At 39.9% G+C, this 18,324-nt stretch carries 23 protein-coding genes; 15 read left to right on the top strand and 8 right to left on the bottom strand.

The window, feature by feature from the left end; translation table 11 throughout:
• Window positions 1-58: 58 nt before the first annotated feature.
• Entirely contained in the window at window positions 59-1,456 is a 1,398-nt protein-coding gene (gene sufB / locus CCK98_RS27455) for a Fe-S cluster assembly protein SufB (protein ID WP_088089493.1), read from the top strand.
• Here the strand turns inward: sufB and CCK98_RS27450 are convergent.
• Window positions 1,425-1,679 (bottom strand): hypothetical protein, encoded by a 255-nt coding sequence (locus tag CCK98_RS27450; RefSeq protein WP_088089492.1) that lies wholly within the window; start codon window positions 1,677-1,679, stop codon window positions 1,425-1,427. The two genes, sufB and CCK98_RS27450, sit on opposite strands and share 32 nt — an antisense overlap.
• Window positions 1,680-1,751: 72 nt before the next feature.
• Here CCK98_RS27450 and CCK98_RS27445 point away from each other — a divergent pair, with 72 nt between their 5' ends.
• The 5 genes from CCK98_RS27445 to yunB all read left to right on the top strand — a co-directional run bounded on the left by CCK98_RS27445 (window position 1,752) and on the right by yunB (window position 6,234).
• Window positions 1,752-2,597, top strand: a complete 846-nt coding sequence (locus CCK98_RS27445) for a DUF72 domain-containing protein (RefSeq protein WP_088089491.1) — start codon at window positions 1,752-1,754, stop codon at window positions 2,595-2,597.
• A gap of 39 nt (window positions 2,598-2,636) precedes the next feature.
• The gene (locus tag CCK98_RS27440; RefSeq protein WP_088089490.1) at window positions 2,637-3,464 is read left to right on the top strand and encodes a sulfite exporter TauE/SafE family protein; all 828 of its coding nucleotides are present in this window, start codon (window positions 2,637-2,639) and stop codon (window positions 3,462-3,464) included.
• Window position 3,465: 1 nt separating this feature from the next.
• Complete coding sequence (locus CCK98_RS27435) at window positions 3,466-4,818, top strand: bifunctional UDP-sugar hydrolase/5'-nucleotidase (protein ID WP_088089489.1); 1,353 nt, start codon at window positions 3,466-3,468, stop codon at window positions 4,816-4,818.
• Window positions 4,819-4,881: 63 nt separating this feature from the next.
• A complete protein-coding gene (locus CCK98_RS27430) occupies window positions 4,882-5,184 on the top strand; it encodes a YunC family protein (protein WP_088089488.1) in 303 nt (100 codons plus the stop codon).
• A 264-nt stretch (window positions 5,185-5,448) separates the two neighbouring features.
• Window positions 5,449-6,234, top strand: a complete 786-nt coding sequence (yunB, locus tag CCK98_RS27425; RefSeq protein WP_088089487.1) for a sporulation protein YunB — start codon at window positions 5,449-5,451, stop codon at window positions 6,232-6,234.
• A 27-nt stretch (window positions 6,235-6,261) separates the two neighbouring features.
• Here the strand turns inward: yunB and CCK98_RS27420 are convergent, their stop codons facing one another.
• The gene (locus tag CCK98_RS27420; protein ID WP_373408511.1) at window positions 6,262-7,260 is read right to left on the bottom strand and encodes a M23 family metallopeptidase; all 999 of its coding nucleotides are present in this window, start codon (window positions 7,258-7,260) and stop codon (window positions 6,262-6,264) included.
• 207 nt (window positions 7,261-7,467) lie between these two features.
• Here CCK98_RS27420 and lipA point away from each other — a divergent pair, with 207 nt between their 5' ends.
• A complete protein-coding gene (gene lipA / locus CCK98_RS27415; protein ID WP_088089486.1) occupies window positions 7,468-8,385 on the top strand; it encodes a lipoyl synthase in 918 nt (305 codons plus the stop codon).
• Window positions 8,386-8,540: 155 nt separating this feature from the next.
• On the opposite strand, the gene CCK98_RS27410 is transcribed toward lipA, so the two are convergent.
• The gene (locus tag CCK98_RS27410; protein WP_088089485.1) at window positions 8,541-9,161 is read right to left on the bottom strand and encodes a YhcN/YlaJ family sporulation lipoprotein; all 621 of its coding nucleotides are present in this window, start codon (window positions 9,159-9,161) and stop codon (window positions 8,541-8,543) included.
• A gap of 115 nt (window positions 9,162-9,276) precedes the next feature.
• Here CCK98_RS27410 and CCK98_RS27405 point away from each other — a divergent pair, with 115 nt between their 5' ends.
• Entirely contained in the window at window positions 9,277-9,552 is a 276-nt protein-coding gene (locus CCK98_RS27405) for a YutD family protein (RefSeq protein ID WP_066258581.1), read from the top strand.
• 29 nt (window positions 9,553-9,581) lie between these two features.
• Here the strand turns inward: CCK98_RS27405 and CCK98_RS27400 are convergent, their stop codons facing one another.
• On the bottom strand, window positions 9,582-9,872 hold the full coding sequence (locus CCK98_RS27400; RefSeq protein ID WP_088089484.1) for a cytosolic protein: 291 nt from the start codon (window positions 9,870-9,872) through the stop codon (window positions 9,582-9,584).
• Window positions 9,873-9,930: 58 nt separating this feature from the next.
• Window positions 9,931-10,197: a DUF3055 domain-containing protein gene (locus CCK98_RS27395; RefSeq protein ID WP_088089483.1), complete on the bottom strand. Its 267-nt coding sequence runs from the start codon at window positions 10,195-10,197 to the stop codon at window positions 9,931-9,933.
• 274 nt (window positions 10,198-10,471) lie between these two features.
• Between CCK98_RS27395 and CCK98_RS27390 the strand changes: the two genes are divergently transcribed.
• From CCK98_RS27390 to CCK98_RS27380, 3 genes are all read left to right on the top strand, one after another.
• A complete protein-coding gene (locus tag CCK98_RS27390; protein WP_373408548.1) occupies window positions 10,472-10,804 on the top strand; it encodes an EAL domain-containing protein in 333 nt (110 codons plus the stop codon).
• 28 nt (window positions 10,805-10,832) lie between these two features.
• Window positions 10,833-11,270: a DUF86 domain-containing protein gene (locus CCK98_RS27385; RefSeq protein ID WP_088089481.1), complete on the top strand. Its 438-nt coding sequence runs from the start codon at window positions 10,833-10,835 to the stop codon at window positions 11,268-11,270.
• 67 nt (window positions 11,271-11,337) lie between these two features.
• On the top strand, window positions 11,338-12,102 hold the full coding sequence (locus tag CCK98_RS27380; RefSeq protein WP_088089480.1) for a TIGR01457 family HAD-type hydrolase: 765 nt from the start codon (window positions 11,338-11,340) through the stop codon (window positions 12,100-12,102).
• Between the two features lie 31 nt (window positions 12,103-12,133).
• Here the strand turns inward: CCK98_RS27380 and CCK98_RS27375 are convergent, their stop codons facing one another.
• On the bottom strand, window positions 12,134-12,646 hold the full coding sequence (locus tag CCK98_RS27375) for a phosphatidylglycerophosphatase A (protein ID WP_088089479.1): 513 nt from the start codon (window positions 12,644-12,646) through the stop codon (window positions 12,134-12,136).
• Between the two features lie 197 nt (window positions 12,647-12,843).
• Here CCK98_RS27375 and yutH point away from each other — a divergent pair, with 197 nt between their 5' ends.
• Together yutH and CCK98_RS27365 are read left to right on the top strand one after the other, a co-directional pair.
• Complete coding sequence (gene yutH, locus CCK98_RS27370; RefSeq protein ID WP_088089478.1) at window positions 12,844-13,854, top strand: spore coat putative kinase YutH; 1,011 nt, start codon at window positions 12,844-12,846, stop codon at window positions 13,852-13,854.
• A 330-nt stretch (window positions 13,855-14,184) separates the two neighbouring features.
• A complete protein-coding gene (locus tag CCK98_RS27365) occupies window positions 14,185-15,546 on the top strand; it encodes an IS1182 family transposase (RefSeq protein ID WP_088085959.1) in 1,362 nt (453 codons plus the stop codon).
• A gap of 147 nt (window positions 15,547-15,693) precedes the next feature.
• Here the strand turns inward: CCK98_RS27365 and CCK98_RS27360 are convergent, their stop codons facing one another.
• Window positions 15,694-15,954 carry a NifU family protein gene (locus tag CCK98_RS27360; RefSeq protein WP_256942591.1) on the bottom strand — a complete coding sequence of 87 codons (261 nt, stop codon included), beginning with the start codon at window positions 15,952-15,954 and terminating at the stop codon, window positions 15,694-15,696.
• A gap of 132 nt (window positions 15,955-16,086) precedes the next feature.
• On the opposite strand from CCK98_RS27360, the gene CCK98_RS27355 reads away from it, so the two are divergent.
• The gene (locus CCK98_RS27355; RefSeq protein ID WP_088089476.1) at window positions 16,087-16,413 is read left to right on the top strand and encodes a YuzD family protein; all 327 of its coding nucleotides are present in this window, start codon (window positions 16,087-16,089) and stop codon (window positions 16,411-16,413) included.
• Window positions 16,414-16,638: 225 nt separating this feature from the next.
• On the opposite strand, the gene CCK98_RS27350 is transcribed toward CCK98_RS27355, so the two are convergent.
• Window positions 16,639-17,706: an NAD(P)/FAD-dependent oxidoreductase gene (locus tag CCK98_RS27350; protein ID WP_088089475.1), complete on the bottom strand. Its 1,068-nt coding sequence runs from the start codon at window positions 17,704-17,706 to the stop codon at window positions 16,639-16,641.
• Window positions 17,707-17,931: 225 nt separating this feature from the next.
• Between CCK98_RS27350 and CCK98_RS27345 the strand changes: the two genes are divergently transcribed.
• On the top strand, window positions 17,932-18,171 hold the full coding sequence (locus tag CCK98_RS27345) for a YuzB family protein (protein ID WP_088089474.1): 240 nt from the start codon (window positions 17,932-17,934) through the stop codon (window positions 18,169-18,171).
• The last annotated feature ends 153 nt before the right edge of the window (window positions 18,172-18,324 follow it).

The raw sequence follows: 18,324 nt of genomic DNA, 5'->3' as shown, positions 1-18,324 counted from the left end.
CCAGCTCCAGCGCCTAACTAAGGCGCTTCCGCTTTTCTAAGAATGGAGGAACACGACGATGGCGAAAAAAATGCCGGAAATCGGTGATTATAAATATGGATTTGCCGATAAAGACGTTTCCATATTCCGATCAAAACGTGGTTTAACATCTGATATAGTAAAAGAAATATCTAAATTGAAGAATGAGCCACAATGGATGTTAGACTTCCGTTTGAAGTCGCTTGAGCATTTTTACAAAATGCCTATGCCACAATGGGGCGGGGATATGGCTTCTTTAAATTTCGATGAAATTACTTATTATGTAAAACCATCCGAAAAATCAGAGAAGTCATGGGATGAAGTGCCAGAAGAAATCAAGGCAACTTTTGATAAGCTCGGAATTCCAGAAGCTGAACAAAAGTACCTTGCTGGGGTATCCGCTCAGTACGAATCTGAAGTCGTTTACCACAACATGAAGGTAGAACTAGAAGACTTAGGGATCGTCTTTAAGGATACAGATTCTGCTTTAAGGGAAAATGAAGATATTTTCCGCGAACACTTTGGAAAAACAATTCCGCCAACCGATAACAAGTTTTCTGCACTTAATTCTGCTGTATGGTCAGGCGGCTCGTTTATCTATGTGCCACCTGGTGTGAAAGTAGATACGCCATTACAGGCTTACTTCCGTATTAACTCTGAAAACATGGGTCAATTTGAACGGACATTAATCGTTGTTGATGAAGGCGCACACGTGCATTACGTTGAGGGTTGTACAGCACCAGTCTATACAACAAACTCCCTGCACAGTGCCGTTGTTGAGATTGTTATTAAAAAAGATGCTTACTGCCGTTATACAACCATCCAAAACTGGGCTAATAACGTATTTAACCTTGTAACAAAGCGTGCGGTTTGTGATGCCAATGCGACAATGGAATGGATTGATGGTAACATCGGTTCAAAATTAACGATGAAGTATCCTGCCGTTATTTTAAAAGGCGAAGGCGCTCGTGGTATGACGCTTTCGATTGCAATTGCCGGTAAAGGTCAGCACCAGGATGCAGGGGCGAAAATGATTCATTTAGCTCCAAATACATCGTCCACCATCGTTTCTAAATCAATTTCTAAGCATGGCGGTAAGGTAACCTACCGCGGCCAAGTTCACTTTGGTCGTAAGGCAGATGGGGCACGTTCTAATATCGAATGTGATACATTAATAATGGATAACAAGTCGACATCAGATACAATCCCATACAATGAAATCTTAAACGATAACATCTCGCTCGAGCATGAAGCAAAGGTTTCTAAAGTTTCTGAAGAGCAGCTCTTCTACTTGATGAGCCGTGGTATTTCTCAACAGGAAGCTACAGAAATGATCGTTATGGGCTTTATCGAGCCATTTACAAAAGAATTACCAATGGAATACGCCGTTGAAATGAACCGTCTCATTAAGTTCGAAATGGAAGGATCCATCGGTTAATATTTTTTATAAAATTTACCCGCTTTGCCGCAATGGCAGGCGGGTTTTTGCGTATGGATTTGCTGAAGTCGCCATTAACTTGCGGATAAGATGCGCCAACTTGTGGATAAGCGTGTCCAACTTGCGGATAAGATGCGCCAACTTGCGGATAAGCGTGTCCAACTGGCGAATAGCCCCACTTTACAGGCGACTGCCCCATTTGCCATGAAATTGTTGTTTGCACCTAAATATCTTCCACCCTTTTTCTCATATCGAAAAATGGTTATGCTATTATTAATAGTTGGAGGTGAGTTTTTTGATCTACATCGGTGTAACCGGCTGGGGCGACCATGATAGCTTATATCCAGGCCAAATTTCGTCAAGGGACAAGCTAAAGGCATATGCAGGCCACTTTCCAATCGTAGAAGTAGATTCAGCCTTTTATGCGATTCAGCCTAAAAGGAATGCGGAGAAGTGGGTCAATGAAACACCGGCTGGCTTCCAATTTATTGTAAAAACCTACCAGGGAATGACCGGACATATGCGAGGGAAAATTCCGTTTGAAAATAAACAGGCGATGTTCAGAGCTTTCAAAGAGTCGCTTGAACCATACATAGAAACAAATAAACTAGCGATGGTCCTCTTTCAATTTCCACTATGGTTTACATGTACTCGCGAAAATGTCGAATACTTAAGATGGTGCAAGCATGAGATGGGTGACCACCCTTGCGCGTTAGAATTTAGACATCAGTCGTGGTTCGCTCCCCAGTATCGTCAAAAAACACTTGATTTTATGATAAAAGAAAAATGGATCCATAGTATTTGTGATGAACCACAATCTGGAGTTGGTTCCATCCCAACTGTATTAGAGACGACAACCCCCGATAAGGTTCTTGTAAGGTTTCACGGTCGTAATGTCCATGGCTGGCAAAAACGAATCGGAGAGGATTGGCGTGAGGTCCGTTATCTTTACCGCTATAACCAAAAGGAGCTAGAAGTTTGGGCAGATTCCATTCAAAAATTAGCCCAGGAATCAAGAAATGTTTATCTCCTTTTTAACAACAACTCTGGCGGAGATGCGGCAGACAATGCCAAGGAAATGGTCAACCTTTTACAAATTGAATATAAGGGACTTGCTCCACGCCAGCTAGATTTATTATAAAAGGGATACAAAACAGCGAGAGGTTAGGAGAAAGAAAACATGGAATGGATTATACTAGTAGTGATTGGACTTATTGCGAGTTCGTTAGGCTCGCTAATAGGATTAGGCGGCGGAATTATTATTGTTCCCTCGTTGCTTTATTTATCAACCCTATCAGCCTTTGGACATATAACACCTCAGGTTGCGGTAGGGACATCACTGTTTACGATGATTTTTACAGGTCTATCATCTACATTAGCTTATATGAAACACAAAACAGTTGATTATAAAAGCGGCCTGATTTTTCTAATCGGAAGTGGTCCAGGGAGTATTCTGGGCGCATGGGTAACTGAAGGCTTACATATGAAGACGTTCAATATCTTTTTCGGACTATTTATTATTTTTATTTCGATTATTTTATTACTGAAGGACAGATTAAAGCCCATTCCTTATCGGAAAGATCGGGGATTTATCCGCACTTTTATTGATAATGCAGGTAAAACCTTTGAATACGGATATAACCCAATAATAGGAGTCCTGATTGCTTTTGTAGTTGGCTTTTTATCGGGAGTTTTTGGTGTTGGCGGCGGATCCTTAATGGTTCCGACCATGATTTTGGTGTTTTTCTTTCCACCACATGTGGCAACGGCCACGTCGATGTTTATGATTTTACCAACATCCTTGCTGAGCTCGATTACACATATTACTTTAGGAAATGTGGACTGGCTTTATGCTTTAGCATTGGTTCCTGGGGCTTGGATTGGAGCTAAGGTGGGTGTCTTTTTAAACACAAAGCTTAAGAGTAAAACAATTGTATTAATGTTACGAACCATTCTTGTCATTGTTGGAATTAGGTTAATTTATCAAGGGATTTTTGGGCAGGTCTAGGATGGAAACTATACATATTTATCATACAAACGATGTCCACAGTCACTTAGAAAATTGGCCCCGAATTAAGCAGTTCCTAGCAATAAAACATGATAGGCATCACCAAAAAGATGAGGATGTACTTCTATTTGATATCGGTGATTTTATAGATCGCTGGCACCCTTTCACAGAAGCGACAAGAGGGAAAGGGAATATTGATCTGTTAAATGAGAGTCACTATACCGCGGTAACGATCGGAAACAATGAAGGGGTTAACCTCCCATATGACAACTTAAATGAGCTCTATGAAAACGCTCAGTTTGATGTTCTGTTAGCGAACCTTTATCAACAAGATGGAAGCTTTCCTAGCTGGGTAAAGCCATATAAGATTTATCATTCGAAAAAGGGCACAAGGGTGGGTGTCATCGGTTTAACGGCACCGTTTGCCCATCTATATGGTTTACTGGGCTGGACGGTGACAGAGCCCATTGAAGAGCTGAAAATATGGATTGGAAAAGTAAAAGCAGAATCAGACGTAATCATTTTACTTTCCCATCTCGGTCTTAATGTGGACGAATCCATAGCAGCTGAATTTCCTGATATTGATGTCATATTAGGTTCACATACCCATCACTTCCTGGAAAAAGGAAAGCTAGTGAAGGAGACTCTCCTTGGGGCGGCAGGTAAGTATGGATATTTTGTTGGCCACGTTACTCTCAAAGTGGATGAACAAAAAGAGATTACCGCTAAGAAGGCCATTTTATATGACAGTAAAGATCTGCCGAAAGCTAAAAATGAGCAGGAGCAAATCGATGCATATTTTACAAGAGGAAAAGCCGATTTAAATCAAAAAGTAACCACCTTAGCTAAGCCTCTAATTAATGATCTTTTTCATGAAACGGAGTTTTCATTTATGCTTTGCAGGGCATTAAGAGAATGGTGTAACACTGATTGTGCCATGATTAACGCAGGGCTATTGTTAGGGCCTTTATCGGGTGATGTTACGGTTTACGATTTGCTGAAGATTTGTCCACATCCAATAAATCCGTGTGTGGTAGAACTAACTGGAAAAGAATTAGAAGAGGTTTATTGGCAGACAAAAGATGAAGGCTTAATCCATAAGCATATCAAAGGACTTGGATTCAGAGGAACTCTTTTAGGGATATTTGTCTTTGACCGAATTAGTTTTCATGGAGACGTCATGTTTATTAATGGGACGGAAGTCGATTATGAAAGAAATTATTCGTTAGCCCTGCCTGATATGTTTACGTTTGGCCACTTTTTCAAAGACATTCTTCCGCAAAAAGAAAAGAAGTATTTCTTGCCAGAATTCCTAAGGGATTTATTAAAAAGGAAGTTACAAATACAGTCATAGAATGGCTACACGCTTTTTCATAACCTGTCATAAAGTGATAGAGAGGAAAGGAGTGTGGACCATTTGATTGATCTTTCACCAATTGAAATAAACGGCCATACCTTTTTGGCAGTTTCGGTTTTACTTCCAAAAACAACCTTGCTTGCTGTATCAAGCGATAAGGGATATATCATGTGCGGTGCCTTGGATGTGGGTTTATTAAATGATAAATTAAAGGACCGCAAGATTATTGCCGGCCGTGCTGTGGGAGTAAGAACCATTGAACAGCTCCTAAATGCACCGTTAGAGTCGGTAACATGGGAGGCAGAGGCGTTAGGTATTCACCAAGGAATGATTGGGAAGGAAGCCTTGTTAAAAATGATTTAAAAAGCTTGCTCCATGCGGGCTTTTTTTTATATTTGGCACTATTAAAATTGGCTGTTGGTTTCTGCTCCAGGAGCGTGCGGTTCGCGGGCGGTCCAGGGAGCCTCCTCGGCGCTAAGCGCCTCTGGGGTCTCCCCTGCCCGTCTCCCGCAGGAGTCTTCGCGCCTTCCGCTCCAATCAACATGGTGTAAAAATGGCTACTTCTGCTTTTTTGTAGGGCTAGTTCCCCCTTTCAAAGCATACATATAGCTTGAAGGGGTGATTTTTTTGGCGAAGTTTCGCAGACGGCTTCCGAGGAAGGGACCGTTGCCTTTCCGTTATGTCATGCTATTGACGTTTGTCTTTTTTCTATTTTCAACTGCCACCGGCTTATGGCTCGTGAATAAGGGGATTGAGCCGACATTAATGAGAATTGCTACTTCCGAAACCCGAAATATTGCTTCCCTTGTTATTAATAAGGCGATTACAAAACGGACAACAGACACAGGTGAAGACAATGACGTAATTGTGATCTTACCAAGTGAAAATGGCAAGGCCTCCAACGTTAAACTCAATACAGTTTATATAAACCGGGTCTTAGCGGAAACAACCGCTCAAATTCAAAAAAACCTGAAGGCAGCTAAAAAAGGTGATCTTGCCTCGTTAGAGCAGTTAACTGATGTTGAAATTGAAACGCATAATTCGGAAAAGGAAGACGGAATTATTTGGTATGTCCCTCTAGGGCAAGCAACAAATATCTCCTTATTAGGAAATTTTGGTCCGAAGATCCCCGTAAAGTTTCATGCCATTGGCGAAGTGGAACCAGATGTTAAAATTGAGACAAAAGATATGGGAATCAATAATACTTGGGTCGATGTTTCTATTCATATCGAAGTGTCTGTCCAGATTATTACCCCGTTTGCTACTAAAATAACAAAGCTTACCCAAAGTATTCCGGTTGACGGATCACTCATACAAGGAGATGTCCCGCAATTCTACAATAGTGGCGGCGGAGTAACTCCATCAATACAGCTTCCAGATAAACAGTCGGACTCCAAAAAATCGGGGAACTAAAAATAGGACTATCCACCATGGACAGTCCTATTTTTTTCGAGCTTTCATCCGCTCTATCCGCTTCCACTTAGCTAAATGAGGATAGGGATCAAAAGACCATTCAGTTACACCATTGTCTTTGTACATCCCGTAATGTAAATGTGGAGGGAATTTTCCTGAGGTTCCTGGAGGGCCGTACCCAGAGCTCCCTACACCGCCAATAATCATTCCTGGCTCAACAATTTGGCCGACCTTTAAATCCTTAGCAAAACCGCTGAGATGGGCAAAATAATGATAGGTATTATTAATATCACGAATGCCGATTCTCCATCCTCCAAACTTATTCCAGCCCTTCATTTCAATAATGCCATAGTTTGTCGCACGAACCGGAACACCGTAGCCAGCAAAAATATCTGTACCTTCATGACTCCTTCGTCCACCCCACCCGCGGGCAGATCCCCAGGTGCTCCGGTAGCTGTGATTGCTGCGGATCGGTACTGGGAATACTTGTGCATCTAGATCAATCCGACCAAAATGTCGATATATTTTTGCTTTTCCAGCAATGATACTAACGGTTTTATCACGATGATAGTAATTCCATAAGCCGATTTTTATATTATCATGATCAATTCCGTATGAAAGTAGATAATTTGCAAAGGTATAAAGGACGTCCTCATCATTTTTAAGACTCGCTTTTCCATCCCCATCCCCATCCACACCTTTTCCATCAAAAAACTGGATGATTGCGGGGTTTTTTTCCAAAGGATTTGGATTGGTTAATCCAGCCCATTCTTCTGGACGAAAATAGATGCCGATTACGCTATCTGGTTTAGGTAAGTCTCTGCGGACCTGGCGGATGCTTCTTTCATATTGATCAATAGCCGCTAAGTAATACCAAGGAATTTGGGTAACCGTTTCAACCTTCTTATAAAGCTTCATTCTTTCTTGATATGGATCAGTTTCGTTTGTTTTTGCTTGAGCCTCCCTGACCGTGAATGAAGTGGTAAAGAATAAAAGAAAGGTTCCGATGATTAGAACAGCCCGCACAAGAATCCTCCTTCCGAGTAATGTACAAGGTTAGTTTATGTTTTCTAAACCATTTCATTATGGTTAATAAATGGTAAACGAGATTTTAGCTGAATCAAGATGGTTTGCACTAGATAATTTAAACCGATTTGCTTGTCGATATTATTTCAGTATGTTAAAGTGACAACATATAGAAACATATATATCGTTTCAAGGGGTGTGCTGAACGTGAGTAAGAAAGAAGAAATTCTAAGAAAACCGGAATGGTTAAAAATAAAATTAAATACAAACGAGTCCTATACGGGCTTGAAAAAAATGATGCGTGAAAAGAATCTGCACACAGTTTGTGAAGAAGCACGCTGTCCTAATATTCATGAATGCTGGGCAGAAAGACGTACGGCTACCTTCATGATTCTTGGGGATACTTGTACTCGTGCCTGCCGCTTTTGTGCTGTTAAAACGGGTTTACCTACAGAGCTTGATTGGCAAGAACCAGAAAGAGTGGCAGACTCTGTTCAATTGATGAACTTAAAACATGTGGTTGTAACAGCGGTAGCCCGTGATGATCTCAGGGATGGCGGGGCAGCCATTTTTGCGGAAACGGTTCGTGCGATTCGCCGGAAAAATCCATTTACAAGTATTGAAGTTCTGCCTTCCGATATGGGCGGAAAAGAAGAAAATTTACGTGTATTAATGGATGCTAAACCTGATATCTTAAACCATAACATTGAGACGGTTAGACGGATGACACCTAGAGTTAGAGCCCGGGCTAAATATGACCGTTCCCTTGAGTTTCTTCGTCGGGCAAAAGAAATGCAGCCTAATATTCCAACAAAATCCAGCTTAATGGTTGGCTTAGGGGAAACGAAGGAAGAAATAATCGAAGTTATGGATGATTTAAGAGCAAATCAAATCGATATTATGACGATTGGCCAATATTTACAGCCGACAAAAGGTCATTTGAAGGTTGAGAAATATTATAGCCCTGATGAATTTAAAGAATTACAACAAATTGCAATTAGTAAAGGCTTTAGCCATTGTGAAGCAGGCCCGCTTGTCCGCTCATCCTATCATGCAGATGAGCAAGTTAATGCTGCAGCAAAACACAAGCAAATCCTTGGTGAACAAGAAGCACAACAAGCTTAAAACCAAAGAGTTCAGTCAAAGTGACTGAACTCTTTAATTTATTTGGGAATATGACTGTCTATCTCCAGCAGCCAATTCGTCCTGAAAGTTAAAAAGCAACCTTCATGCCAGCTCGTCTTATGCCTGTCGCCCCTGTGCAAGGCGCCTCCGCTTTTCTATTTGTCGTCAGGAGTTAGTCCATTCTCGTCCTCACTTGCGTTCATTCGCTGCCCTTGTGGGGATTTTTTCATTTGCTTAATTAGCCCATTAACCAAATTCCGGGCGTTCCGGCTTGTGGAGTCAAGGTTTGCGAGATTTTCTACATCCCTCATTAGTACTTTATGGTCTGTAACAAAGACATGGTAATATCTTGGAACGACAGACATCGCCGTTTTCTTGACTTGGTCTGCCGTCAAATTGCGATCTTTTGAATCTGTATCATATGCAATTAATACTTCTTGGTCTGTGACAAGTGTAGCGACATCATTTACATTGGGGATTTCAGTACTGTATTTACTGATGATGTTTGCCACCTGTTCACGGTCTAAGGCTGTATAGTGGTCATTAGCCGTATTATCATTCATCAGCGGACTCTTTTGGTGACGGACAAAGCCATAATTGTTACTAACGTTACGGACACCGCGGCTAGCCCCTTCATTGTATAGCTCATGTCTTTTATTGTTAACATTAATGGTATTGCCGCTTTCCTCATACACATCACGGTTGGCCATATCCTTAGAGCATCCTGTAACAGCTGTCATTGTACATAATCCCAAGATTATGACTAATTTTTTCAATTTCAACACCTCCTTTTATTAGAATAGCCATTTAGAGGATTTTTTTTCTTAGTAATTGATGGGGAATCGGTTATAATGGTTATTAGGAATTAGCTGGCAAAAGAGGTGAAATATCATGATTATAATGAACAACACTGTTTATGAAATGGTTCAAGAACATAGAAACGGCTTTAATGAGGAAGCCCTTAAAGCAAGGTTTAGTGATATTTTAACAAGGTATGATTATGTTGTTGGCGATTGGGGTTATGGTCAACTTCGGTTAAAGGGCTTTTTCGACGACCAAAACCAAAAAGCCACCTTTGATACAAAAATTAGTACACTAAGTGAATACCTGTATGAATACTGCAATTTTGGCTGTGCATATTTTGTCTTGAAAAAAGTAAAGAAATAAAAGAAGGGTCAGCTAAACTGGCCCTTCTTTTACGTTGTCTCCATATAGGGTGGCTGTTCATCTTTCTCAGGGTCATCATGTGTTGGATGTGCTCCGTCCATCTGCCGTGGAAGATCTTGATGCAGTGTTTTATTTTCGTAATTAAAGGCGCTGTATGGCCGTTGTCCATCTGTCCAAGGTGTGCTTTTGTTTTGAACCGGTTCGTTTTCACGGATTGGAGAACCATAAGGACCTTCCGGATATTCTTCTGCGGTAAGAAAGTTTCTTCGTGCTTCAACATTAGATAGTTCCGTATATTTTTCATCATCGTTTTTTGTCATGTTTGCGCCCCCTTTTACTACTATTATTTTCAAAGGGAGTGTAATTCATGACTACACATTAAATTAATTCCATTAAAAAGGACCTTAATTCCTCTGCATCTTCATCATTTAACTGAAAAGCGTACTCTAGATAGCCTTCCTCTTGCAAATCGTCTAAGCCGATGATAGCAAAACGGCTCCCTTGCATATCAAGAACCAGATGTTTCCCGAAATGGCGGTCACTTTGAACAATCGCTAAATCAAAGCGTTGATTTTCACCAACAAAGCTGACAAATCTTGTTTTTGTATCTTCTGTATCATCGTATAAGAAAAAGCGTTCTTTCATCTAACCGTCTCCTTAATAAAAAATACGTATTTTCGACATCTTCTATATAGTAACAAATAAAGTGAATGTAGGGGAGTAAAGAATTTTCCTAAATTTTCACAAGTTTTTAGGAATCGAAAAACACGAACGATGTCAAATTATGTTACAATTAATCTGAATTCTCAAAAGTTGACACCTGAGAGGAATGATTGAATGTTCCGTCGTTATATGAAAAAGGTCAAAAATGTAATGCAATGGGGAAAGATTTTATTACCTCTTTCGTCCATACGTTTTTATCCTCCTCCATTTATTCTACGAAGCCCTGCGTTTAATGGGGTTTAGTATTGCCATGGAAGATACTGGTGCTGGGTATTCTAGTTTGAGTATTATTAGTGAAATCATGCCGGATATAACTAAAATAGATCGTTCCGTTATTCAAAATATTGATAAAAATTCGCTGAAAGAATCGATGTTGCAGGGCTTAATGCTAATCGCACGAGAAGCGGGATCCCTAGTGGTCGCAGAAGGCATCGAAAACGAAGAGGAAGCATCCGTGCTGAAGAGAAATAATGCTGAGTTAGCGCAAGGATTCTTTTATGCACGTACAGCAGCGCTTGTAAAAATGTAGCATATAGAAAAATGGAGGTAGAAATAAGATGTATTTTGTTGACAGAGAAAAAATTGAGGAAATCTTAAAATATTTAGAAACACAAATACAACTCTTCTTAAGTCAAAAGGAGTGGTCCACACCGCTTGAAAAGGCAGCACTAGAGCGTTTAAACCAGATGATGATTGAGTCGGTTTTGGATGTCGGAAATTCGATGATTGATGGGTTTATTATGCGGGACCCAGGCAGTTACGATGACATCATTGATATTTTAATGGATGAAAAGGTGATTTTAGCTGAAACGGGGAAATCTTTAAAAATACTGATTCAGTATCGAAAAATACTTGTCCAAGCTTATACGGATGTTAATCACCGGGAACTTCAAGAGGTCTTTTCAAAACACTTACATGAACTGGTTAATTTTGCAGCTAATGTCCGTAATTATCTTACCAATGAATTAGGTCCAGTTTCGGCGTTTAAGAACTAATAATTAGACCGTTTTTCGCGGTCTTTTTGTTTTATATGGTCATAATAGATTTTAGGAGTGATGAATCTTGAAAAAGTATCAAGGCTATTTAATTGATTTAGATGGAACTATGTACAAAGGGACAGAGCGAATTGAAGCAGCTTCCGATTTTGTGAAAAAACTTCGCGATCAACAAATACCGTATTTATTTGTGACGAACAACTCATCAAGAACACCTGCACAGGTGGCTGAGAAGTTGACCCAGTTTGATATTCCCGCGGAAGAGAAGCAGGTCTTTACAACCAGCCAAGCGACGGCTAATTATATCTATGAACGAAAAAATGATGCTTCTGTTTATGTGATTGGGGAAGAAGGCATTCAGACAGCCATAGAAGAGAAGGGATTAAACTTTGGAGGAGAAGATTCCGATTTTGTGGTAGTGGGAATTGATCGGGAGATTAGTTATGAAAAATTGGCTGTGGCTTGTTTGGCCGTTCGAAATGGAGCAACATTCATTTCGACAAATGGCGATATTGCCATACCTACAGAAAGAGGCTTGCTTCCAGGAAATGGTTCACTTACATCAGTTATTACGGTTTCCACACAAACACAGCCAATTTTTATCGGCAAACCTGAAGCAATCATAATGGACCAGGCCTTAAAGGTACTAGGAACACCAAAAGAAAAGACATTGATGGTTGGAGATTACTATGATACGGATATCTTAGCAGGTATGAATGCAGGCATGGATACCTTATTAGTTCATACGGGTGTAACGACAAAAGAAATGCTTTCCGGCTATGACCGAAAGCCAACCTATACCGTTGATTCATTAGATCAATGGGAGATGTGAAAAAGGATGGGGCAACCCATCCTTTTCTAACCTATTTTTTCTCTTTTTCCTCGCGTGCCGCCCGGTGTGCGAGTCTGCTTGATGCGGCCGCTGCAATCGCACCAACAATATCATCTAAAAAGGTATGGCACTCTCCCGTTGATTTATCATTTAAATGCGCTAAAATCCCTGGCTTTAACTTATCGATGTAACCGTAATTAGTAAAACCGATTGAACCGTATACATTTACAATGGAAAAGGCTAGAATTTCATCCACACCATAGAGGCTTTCATCTGTTCCAATGATGGATTGAAGAGGCTCTTCAAGCATTCCTTTTTCAGCAAGTATATCCAGCTGTATTCCTGTTAAAATTGCGTTCTGTACCTCACGTTTTGAAAGAACGCGTTCCACGTTCGCTAAACAATCTTCCATTTTCAAATTTTCGTGATACTTTTCCTGTAAAAAGAAAACTAAATCAGCGATGTCCTGTACTTCAACGCCTCTTTCTTTCAGCCATCTGCGTGCAGTTACTTCGGTTAGATTTACGTTTTTGTCATCTGCCATTCCTCTGATCACCTTTTCTATGGATTTTCACTAAATATATACTTTATTATTCTAACTTATGCAAATTCACCTTAAAAAAGAGCATGGATAAAGCCTTATATTCTCCATCATTTTTCTTCGTTATTCAGAAACAAGTTTTTTAAGCTAAATACATATACATGAGGTAAGAAGAGGGAAAGAAATGAGGTGGGACCTTAATGCTTCAGAAAATGCTGGAAAATCAATATGGCATTACGGTGGATGAATATGTAAAATTAGATACTTACGATGCGTTAAGAGGAAATGGCTGGCTCTACTTAATCTCCAAACCAACTGGCAAGGAAGAAGAGGATCTTGCCGAGCTTGAAAAAATATCGCAGCATTTAAGAAATTATGGCGATCAAAATGTCCCCGTCTTTTTGCAATCGAAAGAAGGTCATCTAATTACGACATGGGAACAAAATAAATATTGTGTCTTGGCCAATCGACAAACAGAAGCGCAGGGAAAAATAAAATTGGGGAGGAAATTGGCTAGATTCCATGAGCGTGGGAGAAGGGTTACCTTTCAAATAGAGAGGTCCAGCAGGATTGGCCAATGGAAGTCATTATGGGAAAAGCGGCTTGAGCAAATGGAAAAGGTTTGGAATGGGTTGCTTTTTCAAACACCTGAAGACGAGTTTCAACGAATGTTTATTGATTCCTTCCCCTATTATCTAGGGTTAACGGAGAATGCTATTCAATATTTAGTGGATACCGAAATCGATGATGAACCTTTGGAAACAGATAACGGCACTGTTTGTCATGAACGTTTTACCCAAAAAACATGGGGGCCACTCAATAATTATATGATTAAAAATCCATTCGATTGGGTCTTTGACCATCGCAGCCGTGACCTAGCTGAATGGACAAGAGAAAGATACCTTCACAATTTCCAAACCTATGATGTGGAATTAAAACGATTTTTTGAAGAGTACCAAAGTATTTCTCCATTGTCGCCTTTTACCTGGCGATTATTATATTCGCGTTTAATTTTTCCACTTCATTACTTTGAATGCATCGAGAGTTATTATATAACCACATCGGAACAGGATAAAAAGGTATTGGAGGAGAAGTTAACTAGAATTTTACGGCAGTCTGGCGAATATGAACGGTTTTTGGCTGGTTTTTATCAACTAACGGATGCGCCCATTAAGTCTTTAAAACTCCCGCTATTGGAATGGCTTTATTAATAATTAATTACAAGTATCACGAAAAAAGCGATTGCCTCGGAAGGCAATCGCTTCAGACTGTCGACAAATCCGAAAAACTTGGGTTTGCCGGCAGTCTTTTTTATGTCTTTGTTAAATTGTTTGTTGATTTGCGCTCCAGGCGCTTCGCTTTCCGCGGGCGTAGCGGGGAGCCTCCTCGGCGCTTAAGCGCCTGCGGGGTCTCCCCTGCTCCGTACTCCCGCAGGAGTCTTCGCGCCTTCCGCTCCAATCAACAAGTTTTAAAATCAATAATGACCTTTAAATCAGTCCTTTGTATAATTAAGATACAGACATATAGATGAGGTGGATGAAATGCTAACTAAAAATACACAGATGAATCGTGATCAAATAGAAATGATAGCTTTAGAACAAGTTGTACCCGCGAACCACTTGGTTCGTAAGATAGAAGCTGCTATTGATTTTTCATTTATCTATTCACTTGTTCAAGATATGTACTCATCTGAACGGGGACGTCCGAGTATTGACCCTGTGGTATTGATAAAGATGGCTTTCATTCAATATACCTTCGGTATTCGCTCTATGCGTCAAACCATTGCAGAAATCGAAACGAATATGGCATATCGTTGGTTTCTCGGCTTTGGTTTTTATGATAAGGTACCTCACTTTTCAACGTTTGGTAAAAACTACGAGCGACGCTTTAAGGATACTGATTTATTTGAACAGATATTCTATCGTATTTTAAAGGAAGCCTCAGAAAAGAAATTGATTAGTAGCGAGCACGTATTTATTGATTCTACACATGTTAAAGCTAGTGCAAATAAGCGTAAATTTGAAAAGAAAGTAGTTCGAAAGGAATCGAAGGTTTATGAAACACGTCTACAAGAAGAGATTAATAAAGACCGGGATGATCACGGAAAAAAGCCATTTCCTCCAGATAAATTTGAAAAAGAAGAATTAAAGGAAATTAAAGAAAGTACCACTGACCCAGAAAGTGGTTATTACGTAAAGGATGAGCGAACGAAACAGTTCGCATATTCATTTCATGCGGCTTCGGATCGAAATGGTTTTGTTTTGGGTGCAATTGTAACCCCGGGGAATATCCATGATAGCGTCATTTTCGAGCCACTACTTGAGAAGGTCATTGAAAAACACGGGAAACCTGAAGCTGTTGCTGCTGATGCTGGATACAAAACACCTGCTATTGCTCAATTCGTAATTGAAAATGATATGACTCCTGCATTACCATATACACGACCTCGTACGAAGGACGGTTATATGAAAAAACATGAGTATATTTATGATGAATACTACGATTGTTATATCTGTCCGCAAGGACAAATACTGAAATATGCAACGACGACGAAGAATGGAAAGCGTCAATACTTCTCTAATCCGTTTGAGTGCCAAAATTGTCCTTTACTTTCAGAATGCACGCAGAGTAAAGAACATAAAAAATTGATTGAGCGACATGTTTGGGAACATTACATAGAAGAAGCCGATCATCTTCGTCACACACAAGAAAATAAAAGCATTTACGCAAGACGTAAAGAAACGATTGAACGGGTCTTTGCGGATGCTAAGGAAAAGCATGGTATGCGTTGGACAACCTTAAGAGGCTTAAAAAAATTGTCCATGCAAGCGATGCTTACTTTTGCTGCCATGAACTTGAAAAAGATGGCCAGCTGGACGTGGAAAGGTCCAGAATTGGCGTAATAATAGTCAAAGGTAGGTCTAAATTTTGCTCTTATGAGCAAAAATCCAATAAAAAGGCATCCGAATGGGCTCATTCGAATGCCTTTTGTCTACAATCTGAAGCGATTGCCTCGGAAGGCAATCGCTTTTTTAATTAAGGCTTATTATTTAAAATACTTGCTCTACTTCAACAATACCAGGAACTTCTTCTAAAAGAGCTCTTTCAATACCAGCCTTAAGTGTGATTGTTGAACTTGGGCAGCTTCCACATGCACCTAACAGGCGAAGTTTTACAATGCCTTCTTCCACATCTACTAATTCACAATCTCCGCCATCGCGAAGAAGAAATGGACGTAATTTATCTAATACTTCTTGAACTTGCTCAATAATTTCTTGTTCTGCCAAATGAATCGACTCCCTTCCTATAATTTATATTATAATGTCATCGGCGTTAAAAATCCATTATCAGAAATTAGGAAAACACACATTTAAAGACATTTACTTTGTTTGTATAGTATAAATAAGATAGTCAATCTTAAAGAAAAAGGCAGGAATCATATGATGAATAGTAACGAAGTAGAAATTGTTGTTTATGGTGCGGAACAATTATGCCCAAGTTGTGTAAATTTACCTTCTTCCAAAGAAACGTTTGAATGGCTGGAGGCAGCTATTGCTAGGAAATTTCCGGATCAACCTTTTAAAATGACCTACGTTGATATTTACCAGCCCACTGGGGAGATTGAACAACTCGATTTTGCCAAAAAAGTGGTCGAAGAGGATATGTTTTACCCGGTAGTTGTCATTAAAGAAAAAGTCGTTGGCGAAGGGAACCCGCGCCTAAAAACTATTTTTTCAGAACTAGAGAAATATGGGTATAAAGCAATTTAATGAGAAGAAGCATTCCATAACATTGGAATGCTTCTTCTTGTTATAGGATCATAATTTATTTCTTTGAACCTGTATTACTGTCTAGCTCCAGCGCCCAGCGGTTAGTGTACTTCGCGCTCCTCCCTACGATAAGTCAACATCGGTTCGCTTACGCTCACCGTGTTTCCTTTATCTCAGTCGAAGCGCTCCAGTCCATACACCGCAAAACGGACGCGTCCGCTTTTCTTAGCCATTATGATATTTGTACATCCAGAGTATACCGGTTTTTAGAATACGGGCGACGCGTCCTGTAATGGCGCGATCTGCCATCATTCCAAAACCATGCTTTTTACCCAAGGAGCCAAGGATACCCTTTAATTTAATTTGTGGGAAGGAAGCAGGAGGTTCTTCACCTTTCCAACGTCTCTTTAAGACTTCAACAATTTGTTCAGCCTGTCCCTCTGCTAATTGAGCACTTGGTGCATGGGGGAGACTTGCACAATCCCCGAGTATAAAAACATGTTCATCATTGGGTAAATGATGAATTGGGGTAAGGACTAGTCTGCCCATTCCGTCTTTTTCCCCGTCCATATCGCGGACGATTTTATTGGCTTGAATCCCTGCCGTCCAGACAATCACATCGCAATGAATAGGCTGATCGTGATTGTATAATACATTTTCTTCTACCTTGGTAATATTGGAACCGTTGATAATTTCAACATTGTTTTTCACAAACCAATTTTCAACATATTTGCTTAAACGTTCTGGGAAAGAGGAAAGAATATGTTTTCCCCGATCAAATAATTTGATGTTTAGATCTTCACGGCTTTCACTTAATTCACTTGCTAACTCAACACCGCTAAGACCGGCTCCCACAATACCCACAACCGAGCCAGGTCCCAAATTGTTTAAGACGGAGTAAGTAAGGCGGGACTTTTCGATACTCTGTATACTGTAAGTGTACTGATCTGCGCCGGGAACATCATGGTACTTGTCCTCACAGCCAAGACCGATAATTAAATCATCGTAGGCGACGGGTTCTGCATCTTTCATTACGATTCTTCTGCTCATTGTATCAACGGCGATTACTTCACCATATTTAACTTCTAATCGAGGGTGTTCCGGAAAAGCAACACGGACTTCTTTGTCTGAAATCGTTCCTGCGGCTAATGCGTAGTACTCCGTTTTTAAGCAATGGTAGGGTACACGGTCCACAAGAGTAATCGTTACGTCCTCTGGTAAATGGTTGGGAAGAAGTTCGTTTAAAACTTTCATCCCACCGTATCCACCACCTAAAATTACAAGGTTTTTCATTATTATTTCCCCTTTGATTATCCGGTTTTTATATTAATAAATTGGCTGAGTGCAATATAAAAAAGTAGTATAATTCTTTCGTTTCTTTACCAAATACGAGTATATCTAAAATGTGTCGAAATAACAACATTATTCATGATTTTCTTGACATCAGCAGGGTAAACATGGTAATTGACGAAGTAAATGAAATAGAGTAGGATAAGTAGTTGTGGAGAGGTGAAGGCAATGATTCAACCCATCATTGAATTTTGTATTAGCAATCTTGCTAATGGTGCACAAAAAGCACTTGAAAAATTAGAAAAAGATCCTAACTTGGATATTATTGAATATGGATGTCTTGGATATTGTGGAAAATGTGCAACTACATTATATGCTCTTGTAAATGGCGAAGTGGTAACGGGAAAAACAGCCGATGAGTTGGTAGATAACATTTATCAATATCTAGAAGAAAATCCAATGTTTTAAGAAAAGCGGAAGCGCTAAGCTCTACATTATGAATAAAATAAGGGAGCAATGCCGCTCCCTTATTTTTTATTATTCCATATATTAGTTAATAGGATTCAATTAGTTGAGTAGTTAACAATCTGTGTATATAATTTAATAAAAGCCTCATTTAGG

It is taken from the genome of Bacillus sp. OV166, from assembly GCF_900177675.1.
Taxonomy (GTDB): Bacteria; Bacillota; Bacilli; order Bacillales; family Cytobacillaceae; genus Neobacillus.
Note: the sequence above shows the minus strand (reverse complement) of the source record. Positions and strands in the feature narration are given on the sequence as shown.